Here is a 15685-nt window from a genome sequence, read left to right as displayed (position 1 = left end):
CTCATGAAGACCGTTTTCCTGCGCCGTTCCGTTCTTGCCCTGTCCCTGTCCCTGGCCGCGCTGTCGCTCGGCGGCCTGTCGCTGCAGGCCCATGCGCAAGACCCCGCCAAGAAGAACCTGGTGATCGGCGGCACCGCCGGCTCCAACACCGACCAGCTCAAGCAAGGCATCGTGCCGATCCTCGAGAAGAAGGGCTACAAGGTGAAGCTGGTCGAATTCAACGATTACGTGCAGCCCAACCTCGCGCTGGCCCAGGGCTCGCTCGACGCCAACTTCTTCCAGCACCAGGTCTACCTGAAGAAGTTCGCCGCCGACCAGAAGCTGGACATCACCGAGCTGGTGCAAGGCCCGATCGCGCCCATGGGCGTGTACTCGACCAAGCGCAAGACGCTGGCCGACGTGAAGGAAGGCGACCGCGTGACGCTGCCGAACGACCCGAGCAACCTGGCCCGCGCGCTGGTGCTGCTGGAGCAGAACAAGCTGATCACGCTCAAGCCCGGCATCGATGCGCTGCGCTCCACCGAGCGTGACGTGGCCGAGAACCCGAAGAAGCTGAAGTTCATTCCGCTGGAAGCCGCGCAGCTGCCGCGTTCGCTGGGCGACACCGAGTACGCCATCGTCAACGGCAACTTCGCGATCTCGTCGGGCCTGAAGCTCACCGAGGCCGTGGTGCTCGAGAAGACGCCCGAGTACTACCTGAATGTGGTCGCCGTGAAGAACGCCGACAAGAACACGCAGTGGGCCAAGGACATCGCCGAAGCCTACCGCTCCAAGGAGTTCAAGGCCGTGGTCGACAGCAAGTTCCAGGGCTACGCCAAGCCCAGCTTCCTGCAGTAACTCTCTTTCCTGAAAAAGGATTCCCCATGCCCGTTCTGGCCGTATTCGATGCCCAAGGAAGCTGGCGCGACACCCACGTGTGCGACGGCTGGATCACCGAACACCTGGCCGGGCAGGGCGTGAGCTGGGGCCGCGGCAAGAAGAAGGGGCAGCAGGTGCTCGACAGCGCCGGGCTGTTCTATGTGCCGACCGCCGACGGTTACCTGGGCCTGCTTGTGGAGGCCGGCGAGTGGGTGTCGGTGCCGGCCGGCAAGCCGCATTTCTTCGACGCAGGCGAGGTGGCGTCTTTCGAGGCCTTGCCTGCTTCGTTGCCGCTCTTCGAGGCCTTTGTCGAAGAGGTTCTTTCCCTGACTGGGAACGACGCCGACGACGAGTAGGCGATGAGTGGGCTGTGTGCTGTGTGAGTGCTCTTGTTCAGGGCGCATGCACAGGCCGCCGGGTACTCCCCTCCGCGAATGTCCTCCGCCCTTCGGGCTCCCCCTTTATTTCGCTGCGGGGAGCACCCGACGCCCTGTGCATCTGGGCACGCCGCTGGCGCAACGCTGATCAACCCCGGCCCTGAAAACGCTCAGGTCGATGGGGTGCCTTGCGCAGCGAAATAAAGGAGGAGGGCGAAGCCCGGGGGACATTCGCGGAGCCAGGTACCCCGTCGGCATGAGCGCACCCCGAACAGCGCTCCCCAAACACCAGATCGCAGGCGCCGCCCTTCAGGCAGCCAGTCTCTGCGCAGCCCTTCCGCCAGGCCGCGCCAACCCGAGATGGTCCCGCAGCGTGCGCCCCTCGTATTCCGTGCGAAAGAGCCCGCGCTTCTGCAGGATCGGCACCACGCCGTCGACAAAGTCCTGCAGCCCGTGCGGCAGCGCATCGGGCATCAGGTTGAACCCGTCCGCCGCGCCGGCCTTGAACCAGCGCTCGATGTCGTCCGCAATCTGCTCCGGCGTGCCCACGATCACGCGGTGGCCGCCGCCGCCCGCGAGCTCGCGGATCAGCTGGCGCACCGTGTAGCCGTGCGTGCGGCCCGCGGCCACCACCGCGTTGAAGAAGGTGTGGTTGCCGTTGCCATTGCCGGGCAGCGGCAAGTCGTCGGGCAGGCGCTCGTCGAGCTTCAGCCGGTCGGGCGCGATGCCCAGCGTGCCGGCAATGCGCGTGAGGCTGTAGTCCCACGGAATCAGGTCGACCAACTCGTCGCGCCGGCGGCGCGCTTCGGCCTCGGTGCTGCCGACGATGGTGGTCAGGCCCGCGAGCACCTTCACGGCGTCGGGCCCGCGGCCCAGCTCCGCGGCGCGGGTCTTCAGCGCGTGCGCATAGGCCAGCGATTCCTCGAGAGACTGCGAGGCCGAAAACACCGCTTCCGCATGGCGCGACGCCAGCTCGCGCCCGTCGGCCGACGCGCCGGCCTGCACCAGCACCGGGTGCCCCTGCGGCGGGCGCGGCAGGTTCAGCGGCCCCTGCACCGCGAAGTGCTCGCCGCGGTGCGCAATGGCGTGCACCTTGGCCGGGTCGATGAAGCGGCCGCCGGCCTTGTCGCCGATGAAGGCATCGTCTTCCCAGCTGTCCCACAGCGCCTTCACGATGTCGGTGAACTCCGAGGCGCGCGCATAGCGCTTCGCGTGGTCGGGCGTGGCGTCCAGGCCGAAGTTGCGCGCAGAGGGCAGGTCGGCCGTGGTCACCACGTTCCAGCCCGCGCGGCCGTTGCTCACATGGTCGAGCGTGGCGAAGCGCCGGGCGATGTTGTAGGGCTCGTTGTAGCTGGTCGACGCCGTGGCGATCAGCCCGATGTGCGTGGTGGCCGCGGCCACGCAGGCCAGCACTATGGTGGGCTCCAGCGCGGTGATCGGGCGAAAGTGGATCTGGTCGACGATGGCCGCGTTGTCCGCGAGGAACACCGCGTCGAGCTTGCCCGCCTCGGCAATCTGGGCCGTGCGGATGTAGTGCCCGATGTCGGCAAAGGCCCCCGGGTCGCTCTGCGGCAGGCGCCAGGCCGAGGGCACGAAGCCCGAATGCAGGATGTTGACGTTCAGGTGCAGCTGGCGGGGCTTGGTCGTCGTTGTCGGATGGCTCATTGGGAGAAGTAGTCGGGCAGCCGGTAGCCGGCCCAGGTCGGGTTGGCCTTGAAGAAGCGCTGGAACTCGGGCGACTGGTAGGCCGCGGCAATGTCTTTCGCGAACTTCGCGTTCTCGTTGCTGCGCTTGACCGCCACCACGTTCACGTAGGGCAGGGTCATGTCCTCCAGCTTCAGCGCCTCGGTGAGCTTCAGGCCCGAGGCCACCGCGAAATTGCCCTGCACGGCGGCAATGTCGGCATCGGCCAGCGAGCGCGGCGCCTGCGCGGCTTCGAGCGGCACCAGCTTCAGGCGCTTGGGGTTGCTCGAGATGTCGCGCTCCGACACGCTCAGCGGGCTCACGCCCGGCTTCAGCGTGACCCAGCCGATGGCTGAGAGGATGTTCAGCGCGCGCGCCGCGTTCACCGGATCGGCCGGCAGCGTGACGGTGGCGCCGTCGGGCACCGAGTCGAGCGACTTGTGGCGCTGCGAGTACAGGCCCATCGGCGGCGTGGGCACGTGCACCACGGGCACCAGGTCGAAGCCCTGCTGCTTGTTGGTGGCGTCGAGGTACAGCGAGTGCTGGAAGATGTTGGCGTCGATCTGCCCGCGCTCCACCGCGTCGTTGGGCTGCACGCCCTGGCTGAACTCGACGTACTTGACGGTGTAGCCCAGCTTCTTCAGCTGGGGCTCGATGCCGTGGGTGAAGGCGTCGCGGTACGGGCCGGGCATGAAGCCCACGCGCAGGTCGGCGGCGTGGGCGGACACCTGCAGCAGCAGGCCGAGGGCAAGGCCGCCGAGCAAATGCAACGGCGCGCGCAGGAAGGAGCGCGAGGAAAGACGCATGACAGGCAACTCCGGGGAGACAAGGGAGCTGCGCACTCTAGGACGCGGTGCCGGTGGTGCGAACGAAGATTCGTGCGCTTGGATATCCGCTCGGCGAATATCGCGGCGTCCTGGTGGTGGCTCTTTGGGCCTCTTTTGGGCCTCTGTGGGCCTCCCTGTCCGGGCCTAGCCTTCGCGCTTCAGGAAATCGACGAACGCCCGCAGCGGCGCCGGCATGTGCGTGCGGCTCGGGTAGTACAGGAACGGCCCCGAGAAGCTCTGCCACCAGTCTTCCAGCACCGGCACCAGCGCGCCGCTGTCGAGCGCGGGGCGCAGGTACTCCTCGAAGAGGTAGATCAGGCCCAGCCCCGAAACGGCGGCGTGCACTTCCACGTCGGGCATCGACGCGATGAGCGGGCCGGTCGGCGTGATCTTGACGGCCTTGCCTTTTCGCACGAAGCCCCAGGGCGCGAGCACGCCGCTGGGGAAGCGGTGGCCGATGCAGGCGTGCTTCAGCAGGTCGGTCGGGTGCTTGGGCACGCCGTGCGCGGCCAGGTACGCGGGCGACGCCGCGGCCACGAAGCGCTGCGTGCGCGGGCCCAGGGGCACGGCGATCATGTCGCGCGCAATGCTCTCGTCGTAGCGGATGCCGGCGTCGAAGCCCGCCGCGAGCACGTCGATGAAGCTGTCGTCGGTCGTCAGCTCCAGCGTGATGCCCGGGTGCGCGTGCAGGAAGCGGCAGGCCAGCGGCGGCAGCACGCGCTGCGCCACCACCATGGGCACGTTCAGCCGCAAGGTGCCGGTGGGGCTGTCGCGAAAGCTGTTGAGCGTGTCGAGCGCGCCGGCAATGTCGTCCAGCGCGGGGGAGATGCGCTCGAGCAGGCGCTGGCCGGCCTCGGTCGGCGTCACGCTGCGCGTGGTGCGGTTCAGCAGGCGCACGCCCAGTTGCGCCTCGAGCCGGCGCATGGCCTCGCTGAGCGAGGAGGGCGACACGCCGCGCAGGGCGGCCGCACCGCGAAAGCCGCGGGCCCGCGTGACCGCCACGAAGGCGCCGAGGTCGGAAAGGTCGGGGTCCGTCATGGAGTGATTGTGCGGTTTTGCGCACAACCTGTGCGGCGCTGGGCGGATTATCGAACGCAGCGCTTCGTTCCAGACTACAGCCATGCCGCTCGCAACCTGCCCGCGGCACCTTCTGAAACCCCTGAAAGGACACGCGCCATGAACACACTTCAACTCGGCACCAAGGGCATGAACGGCCCCAAGGTCTCCGCCATCGGGCTCGGCTGCATGGGCATGTCGGGCGTGTACGGCCCGTCGGACCGCGCGGAGAGCATCGCCACCATCCACGCTGCAATGGACGCGGGCGTCACGCTGCTCGACACCGGCGACTTCTACGGCAACGGCCACAACGAGATGCTGATCGGCGAGGCGCTCAAGGGCCTGAAGGGTTCGCAGCGCGACGCGGCGCTGGTGAGCGTGAAGTTCGGCGCCATGCGCGACCCCGCCGGCGGCTGGATCGGCTACGACGCGCGGCCCGCGGCGGTGAAGAACTTTGCCACCTACTCGCTGCAGCGCCTGGGCGTGGACCACCTCGACATCTACCGCCCGGCGCGGCTCGACCCGAACGTGCCGATCGAGGACACGGTGGGCGCCATCGCCGACCTGGTGAAGGCGGGCTATGTGCGCCACATCGGCCTGTCGGAAGTGGGCTCGCAGACCATTCGCAGGGCGGCGGCGGTGCACCCGATCTGCGATCTGCAGATCGAGTATTCACTGATCTCGCGGGGCATCGAGGACGACATCCTCGCGACCTGCCGCGAACTGGGCATCGGCATCACCGCGTACGGCGTGCTTGCGCGCGGGCTCATCAGCGGTCACTGGAAGAAGGACGCCGCGAGCGCCACCGACTACCGCATGCACACGCCGCGCTTCCAGGGCGAGAACGCGGACCGCAACCTCGCGCTGGTGGAGGCGCTGCGCCACATTGCCGATGCCAAGGGCGTGACGGTGGCGCAGATCGCCATTGCATGGGTCGCGGCGCAGGGCGACGACATCGTGCCGCTGGTGGGCGCGCGCCAACGCTCGCGGCTGGCCGAGGCGCTGGGCGCGTTGAACCTGACGCTGGGCGCCGACGACCTGGCGGCCATCGAGCGCGCGGTGCCAAAGGGCGCCGCCGCCGGTGAGCGCTATGCCGCGGCGCAGATGGCGAGCCTGGACAGCGAGCCGGGCCGGGCTTGACGCAGGGCCGGCTCAGCCGGCCAGGAACTCTTCGATCATCCGCGCCACGCGCTGCGGCTGGTCGTGGTGCAGCATGTGGCCCGCGTCGGCCAGGCGCTCGATGCGCGCGGCGGGCGCGGACTTCAGGCGCTCGTGGAATTCGTCGAGCGTGTAGCGGTTCTTCCACCAGCCGTGCAGGCTGTCGTCGGAGGCCTCGACCATCAGCAGCGGCGCGGTGATGCGCGCGTAGAGCGCCAGCGTCTCGTCGACCCGGAAGATGTGCGCGTTGACGATCTTGTGCGCCGCGTCGCCCAGGATCTGCCAGCGCTCGGCGCCGTCGGGCTGTCCATGGTTCACCGACCAGTGGCTGGCGAGCCAGTTGGCCTTGTCGGGCGTGAGGCGCGGGTTGGTCTTCATGAGGCGGCGCGCCACGCCGTCCACGGCCGAGTAGCCGGCCAGCGCCATCTCGCCGCGGTGCAGGCGCTTGAGTTCGTCGATCCACTGGCCGTAGCGCGCGGGCGCTTCCTCCGGCTTGCGCGCGGGCATGCCGAAGCCTTCGAGGTTGACCAGGCGGCGAATGCGCCCGGGCCGCACGCCGGCGTAGTGCATGGCGACGTTGCCGCCCATGCTGTGGCCGACCAGGTCGACCTGGCGTGCGTTGTCGCCTTCGCCCGCATAGTGGTCGAGCAGCCATTCGAGGTCGGCCAGGTAGTCGGCCAGCCAGTAGTTGTCGACGCCGCCGCCGTCGGTCAGGCCGAAGCCGCGCCAGTCGGGCGCGACGATGAAGCGGTCTTCTTCCATGGCGTCGACCACGAACTGCCACGACGCCGCCACGTCCATCCAGCCGTGCACCAGCACCAGGGGAGGGCGCGCGTCGGAGGGCTGGCCCCACAGGCGCACGTGGTAGCTGAGGTTGCGCACGGGCACGAATTCACTGCGGGAGGGGCGGAGGGCTTGGTACATGGCGCCCGATGATAAAGAGGCCTTTGGGCTGACGCAGTCCGGCACACGACAGCCGGCGCGTGCGGCGTGGACATGGGCGCTCAGGTTTTGCGCCGGCCGCCAGCAGCTTGCCGGGGAGGGCGGTAGCATCCCGCGCATGAAAAAGATCCAACTCGGTCAAAGCGACCTGCACGTCACCCCGATCTGCCTCGGCACCATGACCTTCGGCGAACAGGTCGACGAGCCCACCTCCCATGCCATCCTGAGCCGCTCGCTCGAGCGCGGCGTCGATTTCATCGACACCGCCGAGATGTACTCGGTGCCCACGCGCAAGGAAACCTACAGCGTCACCGAGACCATCATCGGCAACTGGTTCGCCGCCAACCCCGGCGCGCGCGAGAAGCTGGTGGTGGCCACCAAGGTGGCCGGCCCGTCGCGCAACATGCCATGGGTGCGCGAAGGCTCGGGCATGACGGCCGCCGACATCGAGGCCTCGTGCAACGCCAGCCTCAAGCGCCTGAAGACCGATGTGATCGACCTCTACCAGATTCACTGGCCCGAGCGCCACGTGCCGCTGTTCGGCAACATGTACTACGACCCGGCCAAGGAAACGTCGAAGACGCCGATCCACGAGCAACTCGAGGCGCTGGGCAAGCTGGTGAAGGCCGGCAAGGTGCGCGCCATCGGCCTGTCTAACGAAACGCCCTACGGCGTGCACGAGTTCGTGCGCCTGGCCGAACAACACGGCCTGCCGCGTGTGGCCACGGTGCAGAACGTGTACAGCCTGGTCAGCCGGGCCCACGAAAACGGCCTGGACGAGACCATGCACCGCCTGAATGTGTCGCTGCTGGCCTATTCGCCGCTGGCCTTCGGCCTGTTGACGGGCAAGTACGACCAGAGCGGCATCGACGGCCCCGACGCCCCGAAGGGCGCGCGCATTTCGAGCTACGAGTCGGTGCGCAAGCAGCGCTGGGGCAAGCCCGATTCGCTGCGCGCCGCCAAGCGCTACAACCAGCTCGCGCGCGACAACGGCCTGACGCCCACGCAGCTGGCGCTGGCCTTCTGCTACACCAAGTGGCAGGTGGCGAGCACCATCATCGGCGTGACCTCGGTGGCGCAGCTGGAAGAAGACCTGGACGTGTACGGCACCACCTTGTCGCCGGAAGTGCTGGCGGAAATCGACAAGATCCGCCTGGAAATCCGCGACCCTGCGGCGTGAGCGCAGCGCCGGGCCGCCCCGAGCAAGCGCATACCGGAGTGCGAAGCACGAAGCTACTTCAATGAGCAAGAAGACCCACGTCTCGGAAACGCCCGCAACCCAGCTGTTGCGGGCGAACAAGGTCGCGTTCACCGAGCATCCCTACGAGTACATGGAACACGGCGGCGCGCAGCGCGGCGCCGAGATGCTGGGGCTCGACCCGTTCACCGTCATCAAGACGCTGGTGATGCAGGACCAGGACGCCAAACCGCTCATCGTGCTGATGCACGGCAACCGCACGGTGTCGACCAAGAACCTGGCGCGGCAGATCGGCGCCAAGTCGGTCGAGCCGTGCAAGCCCGAGGTGGCGCAGCGCCACAGCGGGTACATGGTGGGCGGCACCTCGCCGTTCGGCACGCGGCGCGAGATGCCGGTGTACGTGGAGGCGACCGTGCTCGAGCTGCCGCGGATCGTGCTCAACGGCGGGCGGCGCGGCTACCTGATCGGCATCGATCCGCAGGTGTGCGTGGCGCTGCTGGGCGCCACGCCCGTTCAATGTGCGCTGGCAGAATAGCCGGCGCCATGACATTCCCGTCTTCCGACTACTTTCCTTCGCGGCTGGCCGGCAACCCGGGCCAGGGCGCGTCGTTCGAGATGTCGTACCGCAACGACGAGCGCAGCTGGAGCGAGCCGGTCGACCTGTCGGCCATGCTGCTCGAGACGCTCGCGGCGCGCGGCCATGAAGGCCGGCTGGAGCGCGAGGGCTGGGTCGTGCTGTCCGACGGGCTGTGGCTGCTGCCGCAGATACTGAGCCTGTCGGTCGAGTCCGGCGACAAGGCGACCAGCTCGACCACCATCGAGGTGGCGCACCAGCAACTGCTGCCGCGCGGCACCTTCGAGTTCCAGCATTCCGCGGGCGGCAACGCCACCGATACCTTGGCCAGCGGTTTCGACCTGTGGGCCCAGGTGGACCTGGTCGTGTACCAGGACGCGCTGCGCAAGGAGCTCGGCCATTGCACGTCGATGGAGATGAACTGGCAGGAAGGCCGCGCGCGGCGCGTGCTGTTCGGCCCCGTGGCGCACCGCATGGCCCACCCCGAGATCGAGGCGAACGAAGAGCATCCGTTTTGCCCCTGCTGCCTGTTCACCAACACCTGGGACGCCTTCAGGCCGCAGATCGAATCGGACGCCGTGTACGGCGTGCGCCTGTACGCCGCGCGCGATTCGCAGGGCCAGGTGCAGGCCGACTGCCGCGTCGACGGCGAAGACTGGCCGGCCGGCGCCGATGCGCTGCGCGCCTATGTGACACAGTGGCCCGACCGCGGCTTCGAGTTTCGCAAGCAGTATGTTGTGATCCAATCGCCGCCCCAGGCGGTCGTCGCCGAATAAGAACAACTTTCCCCCCGCGGAGTGCCGTCTTGAGTTTCACCTTGCCTTCCCTCATCGCCATCGTGGTGTCGTACCTGATCGGCTCGCTGTCCTTCGCGGTCATCGTGAGCAAGACGCTCGGCATGGCCGACCCGCGCAGCTACGGCAGCAAGAACCCCGGCGCCACCAACGTGCTGCGCTCGGGCAACAAGGGCGCGGCGCTGGCCACGCTGCTGCTCGACGCGCTCAAGGGCTGGGTGCCGGTGTTCCTGATTCACCAGTTCGGCGCGCAGTGGGGCCTGGGGGCGGGCGTGGCCGCGCTCGCGGGCCTGGCGGCGTTTCTCGGCCACCTGTACCCGGTGTTCTTCGGTTTCCAGGGCGGCAAGGGCGTGGCCACGGCGGCCGGCGTGCTGGTGGGCATTGCGCCGCTGCTGGGGCTGGCGACCGGCGTGACCTGGCTGATCATCGCGGTCTTCTTCCGCTATTCGTCGCTGTCGTCGCTGGTGGCCGCCTTCTTTGCACCGGCCTACTATCTGATCGGCGGCGGCATCGCCTGGCCGCTCGACCGCACGGTGCTCATCGCCCTCATCGTCATGAGCCTGCTGCTGTTCTGGCGGCACCGCGAAAACATCCGCCGGCTCGCGGCCGGCACCGAGTCGAAGCTCGGCGCCAAGAAGAAACAAGACTGAAAGAAAGAAACACCATGGCTTCCATCACCCGCTACCACGTCGGCCCGCGCCTCTCGGAAACGGCCGTGCACAACGGCACCGTCTACCTTGCCGGGCAGGTGCCCGACGACACCACGGAAGACATCCGTGGCCAGACCGCGCAGGTGCTCGCCATGGTCGACCGCCTGCTGGCCGAGGCCGGCAGCGACAAGTCGCGCATTCTCATGACGCAGATCTTCCTGGCCGACATCGGCGACATCACGGCCATGAACGAGGTGTGGGACGCGTGGATTCCGGCCGGCAACACGCCGCCGCGCGCGACCGTGCAGGCCAAGATGGCCAACGCGGCCTACAAGATCGAGATCGTGGTGACGGCCGCGCAGGCCTGATTCACCGGAAGGCCGCCGCAAGAAGGCGGCCGGAAAAGCTCAGTACCGCTTTTCGAGGACCATCTGGTCCGCGTCGCGGCGCATGGAGAAGCGGTTGATGAAGCTGTTGCCCAGCAGCACGAAGGGCATGGCCTGCGGCGAGACGATGGCGTCGACGTCGTAGACCTCCACATCGCCCACGCGCACCGACTGCAGGCGCAGCCGGTAGCCCGGCGCCTGCCCGTTGGCGGTGTTCATCACGACACGCTGGCCCTTGCTGTAGTCGAGGCCGATGCGCTGGGCGTCGTCGGCCGACAGCGCAATCGCGGTTGCACCCGTGTCGAGCATGAAGGTGACCGGGCGGCCGTTGATGGCGCCTTGCGTCATGAAGTGCCCGCGGCTGTCCGCCGAAAGCACCACGCGGCTGCCGCCACCGCCCAGGCTGACGCCGCCGCCGATGCTGACCGGTGTGTCCATGCGCAGGTTGACGCGCTTGCCCTCGAGTTCGACCACGGCCTGCTCGGACTGCAGCGACACGAGTTTCACGCCCTGGTAGGTCTCGCCGACAGCCACCGTCTTGGGCGGGTTGTCGTTCACGATCAGGATCGCGCGGCTGCCGATGCTGCCGGTCAGGGTGACCGAGCTGGCGGCATGCACCGCGGCTGCGGCGGCCAGCAGTTGCACTGCGACAGCAGCAATCCGCAGATGCTTCGCCGCGGCGAACGCTTTCATGCGCCGGGGCTCAGTCGCGGAAGTTGTTGAACGTGAGCGGCATGTCCGGCACGTCCTTCTTGATCAGGGCCATGGCGGCCTGCAGGTCGTCGCGCTTGGCGCCGGTGATGCGCACCGCGTCGCCCTGGATCGCGGCCTGCACCTTGAGCTTGCTGTCCTTGACGATGCGGGTGATCTTCTTGGCCTGTTCGCTCTCGATGCCGCTCTTGACCTTGATGACCTGCTTGACCTTGTCGCCGCCCATCTTCTGGACGTCGCCCTTGTCGAGGAAGCGCACGTCGACGCTGCGCTTGGTGAGCTTGCTGCGCAGGATGTCTTCGACCTGCACGAGCTGGAACTCGGCGTCACCGATCATGGTGATCTCCTTGTCCTTGAGCTCGACGGCGGCGGCCGTGCCCTTGAAATCGAAGCGCGTGCCGATTTCCTTGGCGGTGTTCTCGACCGCATTCTTCACTTCGGGCAGATTGGGCTCGCAGACGGTATCGAAGGACGGCATGGACTCTCTCCTGAATTCACTGGTGCTGGATGCGACAATTCTCCCATGATCGTGGAGTCCAACGTCCCGCTGCAGCCCTACAACAGCTTCGGCATCGTCGCGCGTGCGCAGCATCTGGCGCGCATCGCCAGCGAGGCCGACCTTGTCGCGCTGCACGCCGACGCAACCTGGCACGACGCGCCGCGTTTCGTGCTGGGCGGCGGCAGCAACATCGTGATCACGGGCGACGTCAAGCAACTGGTGCTGAAGATCGAGATCAAGGGCCTGCGGCTGGTGGAAGAAACCCCGCGCGCCTGGATCGTCGAGGCCGGCGCCGGCGAGATCTGGCACGACGCCGTCGAATGGATGGTGCGCAACGGCTGTCCGGGCCTCGAAAACCTGGCCCTGATCCCGGGCACCGTGGGCGGCGCGCCGGTGCAGAACATCGGTGCCTACGGGGTCGAATTGCAGGACCGCTTCGAGTCGCTCGACGCCTACGACCTGGAAACCGGCCGCAGCTTCACGCTCGACGCCGCGCAATGCGCCTTCGGCTACCGCGATTCGGTCTTCAAGCACGTGCGCAGCGGCCCGAACGATTTCGGCCTCGCGGGCCGGGCGGTGATCACCCGCGTGCGGTTCCGCCTGCCCAAGCCGTGGAAGGCCGTGGTCGGCTACCTCGACCTGGAACGCAAGATGGAAGAAACCGGCAACTTCACGCCGGACGCGCAGGACATCTTCGACTGGATCTGCGCCATCCGCCGTGCCAAGCTGCCCGACTGGCGCGTGCTGGGCAATGCCGGCAGCTTCTTCAAGAACCCGACGGTCACGCCCGAGCAGTGCGCCGACATCATCGCGCGCGACCCCAAGATCGTTCACTACCCGATGGACGACGGCACCATCAAGCTGGCGGCCGGCTGGCTCATCGACGCCTGCGGCTGGAAGGGCAAGTCGGTGGGCAACGCCGGTGTGTACGAGCGCCAGGCGCTGGTGCTGGTGAACCGCGGCGGCCGCGAGAACCCGGTCACGGGCGGCGAGGTGATGACCCTGGCCAAGGCGATCCAGACCAGCGTGTACGAGCGCTTCGGCATCCGGCTGGAGCCGGAACCGGTGGTCGTCTGACGGCATGGATCTCGACTTCCTGCCGCTGAATTTCCGCCGCCGCATCGGCGCGCTGGTGTGGGCCCGCCGCGCGGTGCCGCTGGTGGCGCTGCTCGCGCTGTTCCTGGGATCGCGCCGCTGGGGCTCGGTGGTGGCCGTGGTCGTGGTGGCGCTGCTGTTCTCGGCGGTGCTCAAGTTTCTCGAGACCAGCCTGCGGCGCCAGTTCATCCGCGAGGCGCGGCTGCCGCCCTTCCTCATCGGCAAGCTGCGCGAGGCGCACCCGCAACTGAGCCGGCGCGACGCCGAACTGGTGCTGCGCGGCCTGCGGCAATTCTTCATGGCCCACCTGCGCAGCGACCGCAAGTTCGTGGCCATGCCCTCGAAGGTGGTCGACACGGCGTGGCACGAGTTCATCCTGCACACGCAGGGCTACCAGAACTGGTGCAACGCGGCCTTCGGCGGCATGCTGCACCACAGCCCGGCCGAGGTGCTGGGGCGCGACCCGAAGCGCAACGACGGCCTGCGCCGCACGTGGTACTGGGCCTGCAAGGAAGAGAGCATCGATCCGCGCAAGCCGGCGCGGCTGCCGCTGCTGTTCGCGCTGGACATCAAGTTCGCCGTGGCGGGCGGTTTCCAGTACGTGCCCGACTGCAACGCGGTCGAGCGCCACATCGGCTCCGACGCGCATTGCGGCACCAGCTTCGGCGATTCGTCTTCGTCGGACGGCGGCAGCGCGGGCGATGCGGGCGGGTTCGGCGGCAGCGAATCGAGCAGCTCCAGCGGCGGCGGTGACGGCGGCTCCAGCGATGGTGGCGGTTCGTCGGATGGCGGCGGTGGGTGCGGCGGCGGCTGCGGCGGTGGCGGCGGGGACTGACGCCGCGCCGCATTCACAGCACGCGCAGCAGCATCCACAAAGAAAACGGGCCCCGAGGGGCCCGTTGTCATTCGCATCTGCCCGGAAGGGCAGGGTGCGCGATCAGCTCGCGTCGCCGTCGTTCGTGAGCTTCGGCAGCGAAGCGCCTTCGTTCGACGACAGCAGGCCGACCTGCGTGTAGATCGCCAGCTTCTCGCGCGTGTCGACGATGTCCAGGTTGCGCATCGTGAGCTGGCCGATGCGGTCCAGCGGCGTGAACGCGCCCTCGACCTTTTCCATGCTCAGGCGCTCGGGCTTGTAGGTCAGGTTGGCCGACTCGGTGTTCATGATCGAGTAGTCGTTGCCGCGGCGCAGCTCGACGGTCACTTCGCCGGTGATGGCGCGCGCCACCCAGCGTTGCGCCGTCTCGCGCAGCATGATGGCCTGGGGGTCGAACCAGCGGCCCTGGTACAGCAGGCGGCCCAGGCGGCGGCCGTTGTCGCGGTACTGCTCGATGGTGTCTTCGTTGTGGATGCCGGTGACCAGGCGCTCGTAGGCGATGAACAGCAGCGCGAGGCCGGGGGCTTCGTAGATGCCGCGGCTCTTGGCTTCGATGATGCGGTTCTCGATCTGGTCGCTCATGCCCAGGCCGTGGCGCCCGCCGATGCGGTTGGCTTCCAGAATGAGCTCCACCAGGTTCGTGTAGCGCACGCCGTTCAGCGCCACCGGTACGCCTTCTTCGAAGCGCACCGACACGGTTTCGCGCTTCACTTCGACTTCGTCCTTCCAGAACGCCACGCCCATGATGGGCTGCACGATCTGGATGCCGCTGTTCAGATGCTCGAGATCCTTGGCCTCGTGCGTGGCGCCGAGCATGTTCGAGTCGGTCGAGTAGGCCTTCTCGGACGACATCTTGTAGGCGAAGCCGGCCTGCTGCATGAACGCCGACATTTCGGCGCGCCCGCCCAGTTCGTCGATGAAGACCTGGTCGAGCCAGGGCTTGTAGATCTTCAGGTTGGGGTTGGTCAGCAGGCCGTAGCGGTAGAAGCGCTCGATGTCGTTGCCCTTGTAGGTGCTGCCGTCGCCCCAGATGTGGACGTCGTCTTCCTTCATGGCCGACACCAGCATCGTGCCGGTCACGGCACGGCCCAGCGGCGTGGTGTTGAAGTAGGTGACGCCGGCGGTGGTCACGTGGAAGGCGCCGGCCTGCAGGGCGGCGATGCCTTCGTTGGCCAGCTGCACGCGGCAGTCGATCAGGCGGGCGTTCTCGGCGCCGTAGAGCATCGCCTTGCGCGGGATCTCGTCGTAGTCGGGCTCGTCGGGCTGGCCGAGGTTGGCGGTGTAGGCGTAGGGAATCGCGCCCTTGTTGCGCATCCAGTGGAGCGCCGCGCTGGTGTCCAGGCCGCCCGAGAAGGCGATGCCGACCTTCTGGCCGGCGGGAACGTTTTGGAGAATGGTCGACATGGTGAGAGTTCCGTTGGTGGTGGCGCGATTCAATGGTTCATGACATTCGTGGCACGACTCTGTGCCGTGGATACCGTGGATGCCGTGAAATTGGCTTCGCCGGGCCACCGGTATCGCCCCCTGCAAGGGGTTTGGAGAAGCGACACGAAGTGCGCGAAGCCTGGGGGTTTACCCAAAATGGCAGATGTAGCTGTAGGGCTCGCCGCTCACGCGGATCTGGAAACTCGAGTTGCCGGGAATGCTGAACTTCTGGCCGGGGCCCGAGGCGATCCACTCGGTGGTGCCCGCGAGCTGGTATTCGCAGCTGCCGCCGGCGCCTTCCATGATTTCAGGGGCGCCGGTGTTGAAGGTGAGGGTGGACGGCATGATCACGCCGACCGATTTCTTGGTGCCGTCCGCGAGCGTGAGGCCGTGGCTCACGCACTTGCCGTCGAAGTACACATTGGCCTTGGTGGCCACTGCGGCGCTGTTGATTGTGTCGGTAGTCGTCGTCATTGGGTGGCGCCGGCGCGCTGGCGGTCGGCGAATCGAGGACGCACCGCACCAGCGGCGCACCCGTCAAGGGTTGGAAAAGTCCTCGATTTTAGGGGCTTGGCCGG

The 15685-nt window shown here is 67.7% G+C and carries 18 protein-coding genes; 10 read left to right on the top strand and 8 right to left on the bottom strand.

Annotation, left to right across the window (positions count from 1 at the left end; all coding sequences use genetic code 11):
* Positions 1-3: 3 nt before the first annotated feature.
* Both BM004_RS09565 and BM004_RS09560 read left to right on the top strand, forming a co-directional pair.
* Positions 4-837 carry a MetQ/NlpA family ABC transporter substrate-binding protein gene (locus tag BM004_RS09565; RefSeq protein WP_093212805.1) on the top strand — a complete coding sequence of 278 codons (834 nt, stop codon included), beginning with the start codon at positions 4-6 and terminating at the stop codon, positions 835-837.
* Positions 838-863: 26 nt separating this feature from the next.
* Positions 864-1214 (top strand): cupin domain-containing protein, encoded by a 351-nt coding sequence (locus tag BM004_RS09560; protein ID WP_093212803.1) that lies wholly within the window; start codon positions 864-866, stop codon positions 1212-1214.
* A gap of 330 nt (positions 1215-1544) precedes the next feature.
* Here BM004_RS09560 and BM004_RS09555 read toward each other — a convergent pair whose 3' ends face one another.
* The 3 genes from BM004_RS09555 to BM004_RS09545 all read right to left on the bottom strand — a co-directional run bounded on the left by BM004_RS09555 (position 1545) and on the right by BM004_RS09545 (position 4783).
* Positions 1545-2900, bottom strand: a complete 1356-nt coding sequence (locus BM004_RS09555; RefSeq protein ID WP_093212801.1) for an LLM class flavin-dependent oxidoreductase — start codon at positions 2898-2900, stop codon at positions 1545-1547.
* Entirely contained in the window at positions 2897-3724 is an 828-nt protein-coding gene (locus BM004_RS09550) for a MetQ/NlpA family ABC transporter substrate-binding protein (RefSeq protein ID WP_093212799.1), read from the bottom strand. The genes BM004_RS09555 and BM004_RS09550 overlap by 4 nt, the downstream gene beginning before the upstream one ends.
* Positions 3725-3889: 165 nt before the next feature.
* A complete protein-coding gene (locus BM004_RS09545; RefSeq protein WP_093212797.1) occupies positions 3890-4783 on the bottom strand; it encodes a LysR family transcriptional regulator in 894 nt (297 codons plus the stop codon).
* Between the two features lie 138 nt (positions 4784-4921).
* Here BM004_RS09545 and BM004_RS09540 point away from each other — a divergent pair, with 138 nt between their 5' ends.
* Entirely contained in the window at positions 4922-5941 is a 1020-nt protein-coding gene (locus BM004_RS09540) for an aldo/keto reductase (RefSeq protein WP_093212795.1), read from the top strand.
* 12 nt (positions 5942-5953) lie between these two features.
* Here BM004_RS09540 and BM004_RS09535 read toward each other — a convergent pair whose 3' ends face one another.
* Entirely contained in the window at positions 5954-6883 is a 930-nt protein-coding gene (locus BM004_RS09535; RefSeq protein WP_093212793.1) for an alpha/beta fold hydrolase, read from the bottom strand.
* Positions 6884-7019: 136 nt separating this feature from the next.
* Between BM004_RS09535 and BM004_RS09530 the strand changes: the two genes are divergently transcribed.
* The 5 genes from BM004_RS09530 (at position 7020) to BM004_RS09510 (ending at position 10485) form a co-directional block, all read left to right on the top strand.
* Positions 7020-8081, top strand: coding sequence for an aldo/keto reductase (locus tag BM004_RS09530; RefSeq protein ID WP_093212791.1), 1062 nt, complete (start codon positions 7020-7022; stop codon positions 8079-8081).
* Between the two features lie 61 nt (positions 8082-8142).
* Positions 8143-8634: an aminoacyl-tRNA deacylase gene (locus BM004_RS09525; protein WP_093212789.1), complete on the top strand. Its 492-nt coding sequence runs from the start codon at positions 8143-8145 to the stop codon at positions 8632-8634.
* An 8-nt stretch (positions 8635-8642) separates the two neighbouring features.
* Positions 8643-9449, top strand: a complete 807-nt coding sequence (locus tag BM004_RS09520) for a DUF6348 family protein (protein ID WP_093212787.1) — start codon at positions 8643-8645, stop codon at positions 9447-9449.
* Between the two features lie 29 nt (positions 9450-9478).
* A complete protein-coding gene (plsY, locus tag BM004_RS09515; protein WP_093135750.1) occupies positions 9479-10117 on the top strand; it encodes a glycerol-3-phosphate 1-O-acyltransferase PlsY in 639 nt (212 codons plus the stop codon).
* Positions 10118-10131: 14 nt separating this feature from the next.
* Positions 10132-10485, top strand: coding sequence for a RidA family protein (locus BM004_RS09510; RefSeq protein ID WP_093212785.1), 354 nt, complete (start codon positions 10132-10134; stop codon positions 10483-10485).
* 39 nt (positions 10486-10524) lie between these two features.
* Here the strand turns inward: BM004_RS09510 and BM004_RS09505 are convergent, their stop codons facing one another.
* Positions 10525-11196: a retropepsin-like aspartic protease family protein gene (locus BM004_RS09505; RefSeq protein ID WP_371269031.1), complete on the bottom strand. Its 672-nt coding sequence runs from the start codon at positions 11194-11196 to the stop codon at positions 10525-10527.
* Between the two features lie 10 nt (positions 11197-11206).
* A complete protein-coding gene (locus BM004_RS09500; RefSeq protein ID WP_093051716.1) occupies positions 11207-11692 on the bottom strand; it encodes a YajQ family cyclic di-GMP-binding protein in 486 nt (161 codons plus the stop codon).
* Between the two features lie 45 nt (positions 11693-11737).
* On the opposite strand from BM004_RS09500, the gene murB reads away from it, so the two are divergent.
* Together murB and BM004_RS09490 are read left to right on the top strand one after the other, a co-directional pair.
* Entirely contained in the window at positions 11738-12790 is a 1053-nt protein-coding gene (gene murB, locus BM004_RS09495; RefSeq protein ID WP_093135755.1) for a UDP-N-acetylmuramate dehydrogenase, read from the top strand.
* 4 nt (positions 12791-12794) lie between these two features.
* Positions 12795-13643, top strand: a complete 849-nt coding sequence (locus tag BM004_RS09490; protein ID WP_093212783.1) for a glycine-rich domain-containing protein — start codon at positions 12795-12797, stop codon at positions 13641-13643.
* Positions 13644-13745: 102 nt separating this feature from the next.
* Here BM004_RS09490 and argG read toward each other — a convergent pair whose 3' ends face one another.
* Both argG and BM004_RS09480 read right to left on the bottom strand, forming a co-directional pair.
* Positions 13746-15086 (bottom strand): argininosuccinate synthase, encoded by a 1341-nt coding sequence (gene argG, locus BM004_RS09485; RefSeq protein ID WP_093135759.1) that lies wholly within the window; start codon positions 15084-15086, stop codon positions 13746-13748.
* A gap of 168 nt (positions 15087-15254) precedes the next feature.
* Entirely contained in the window at positions 15255-15581 is a 327-nt protein-coding gene (locus tag BM004_RS09480; RefSeq protein ID WP_093135761.1) for a pyrimidine/purine nucleoside phosphorylase, read from the bottom strand.
* Between the last annotated feature and the right edge of the window lie 104 nt (positions 15582-15685).

The sequence above is a fragment of the Variovorax sp. OK212 genome (assembly GCF_900112425.1).
Classification (GTDB): Bacteria; Pseudomonadota; Gammaproteobacteria; order Burkholderiales; family Burkholderiaceae_C; genus Variovorax.
This window is presented reverse-complemented; position numbering and strand designations above follow the sequence as displayed.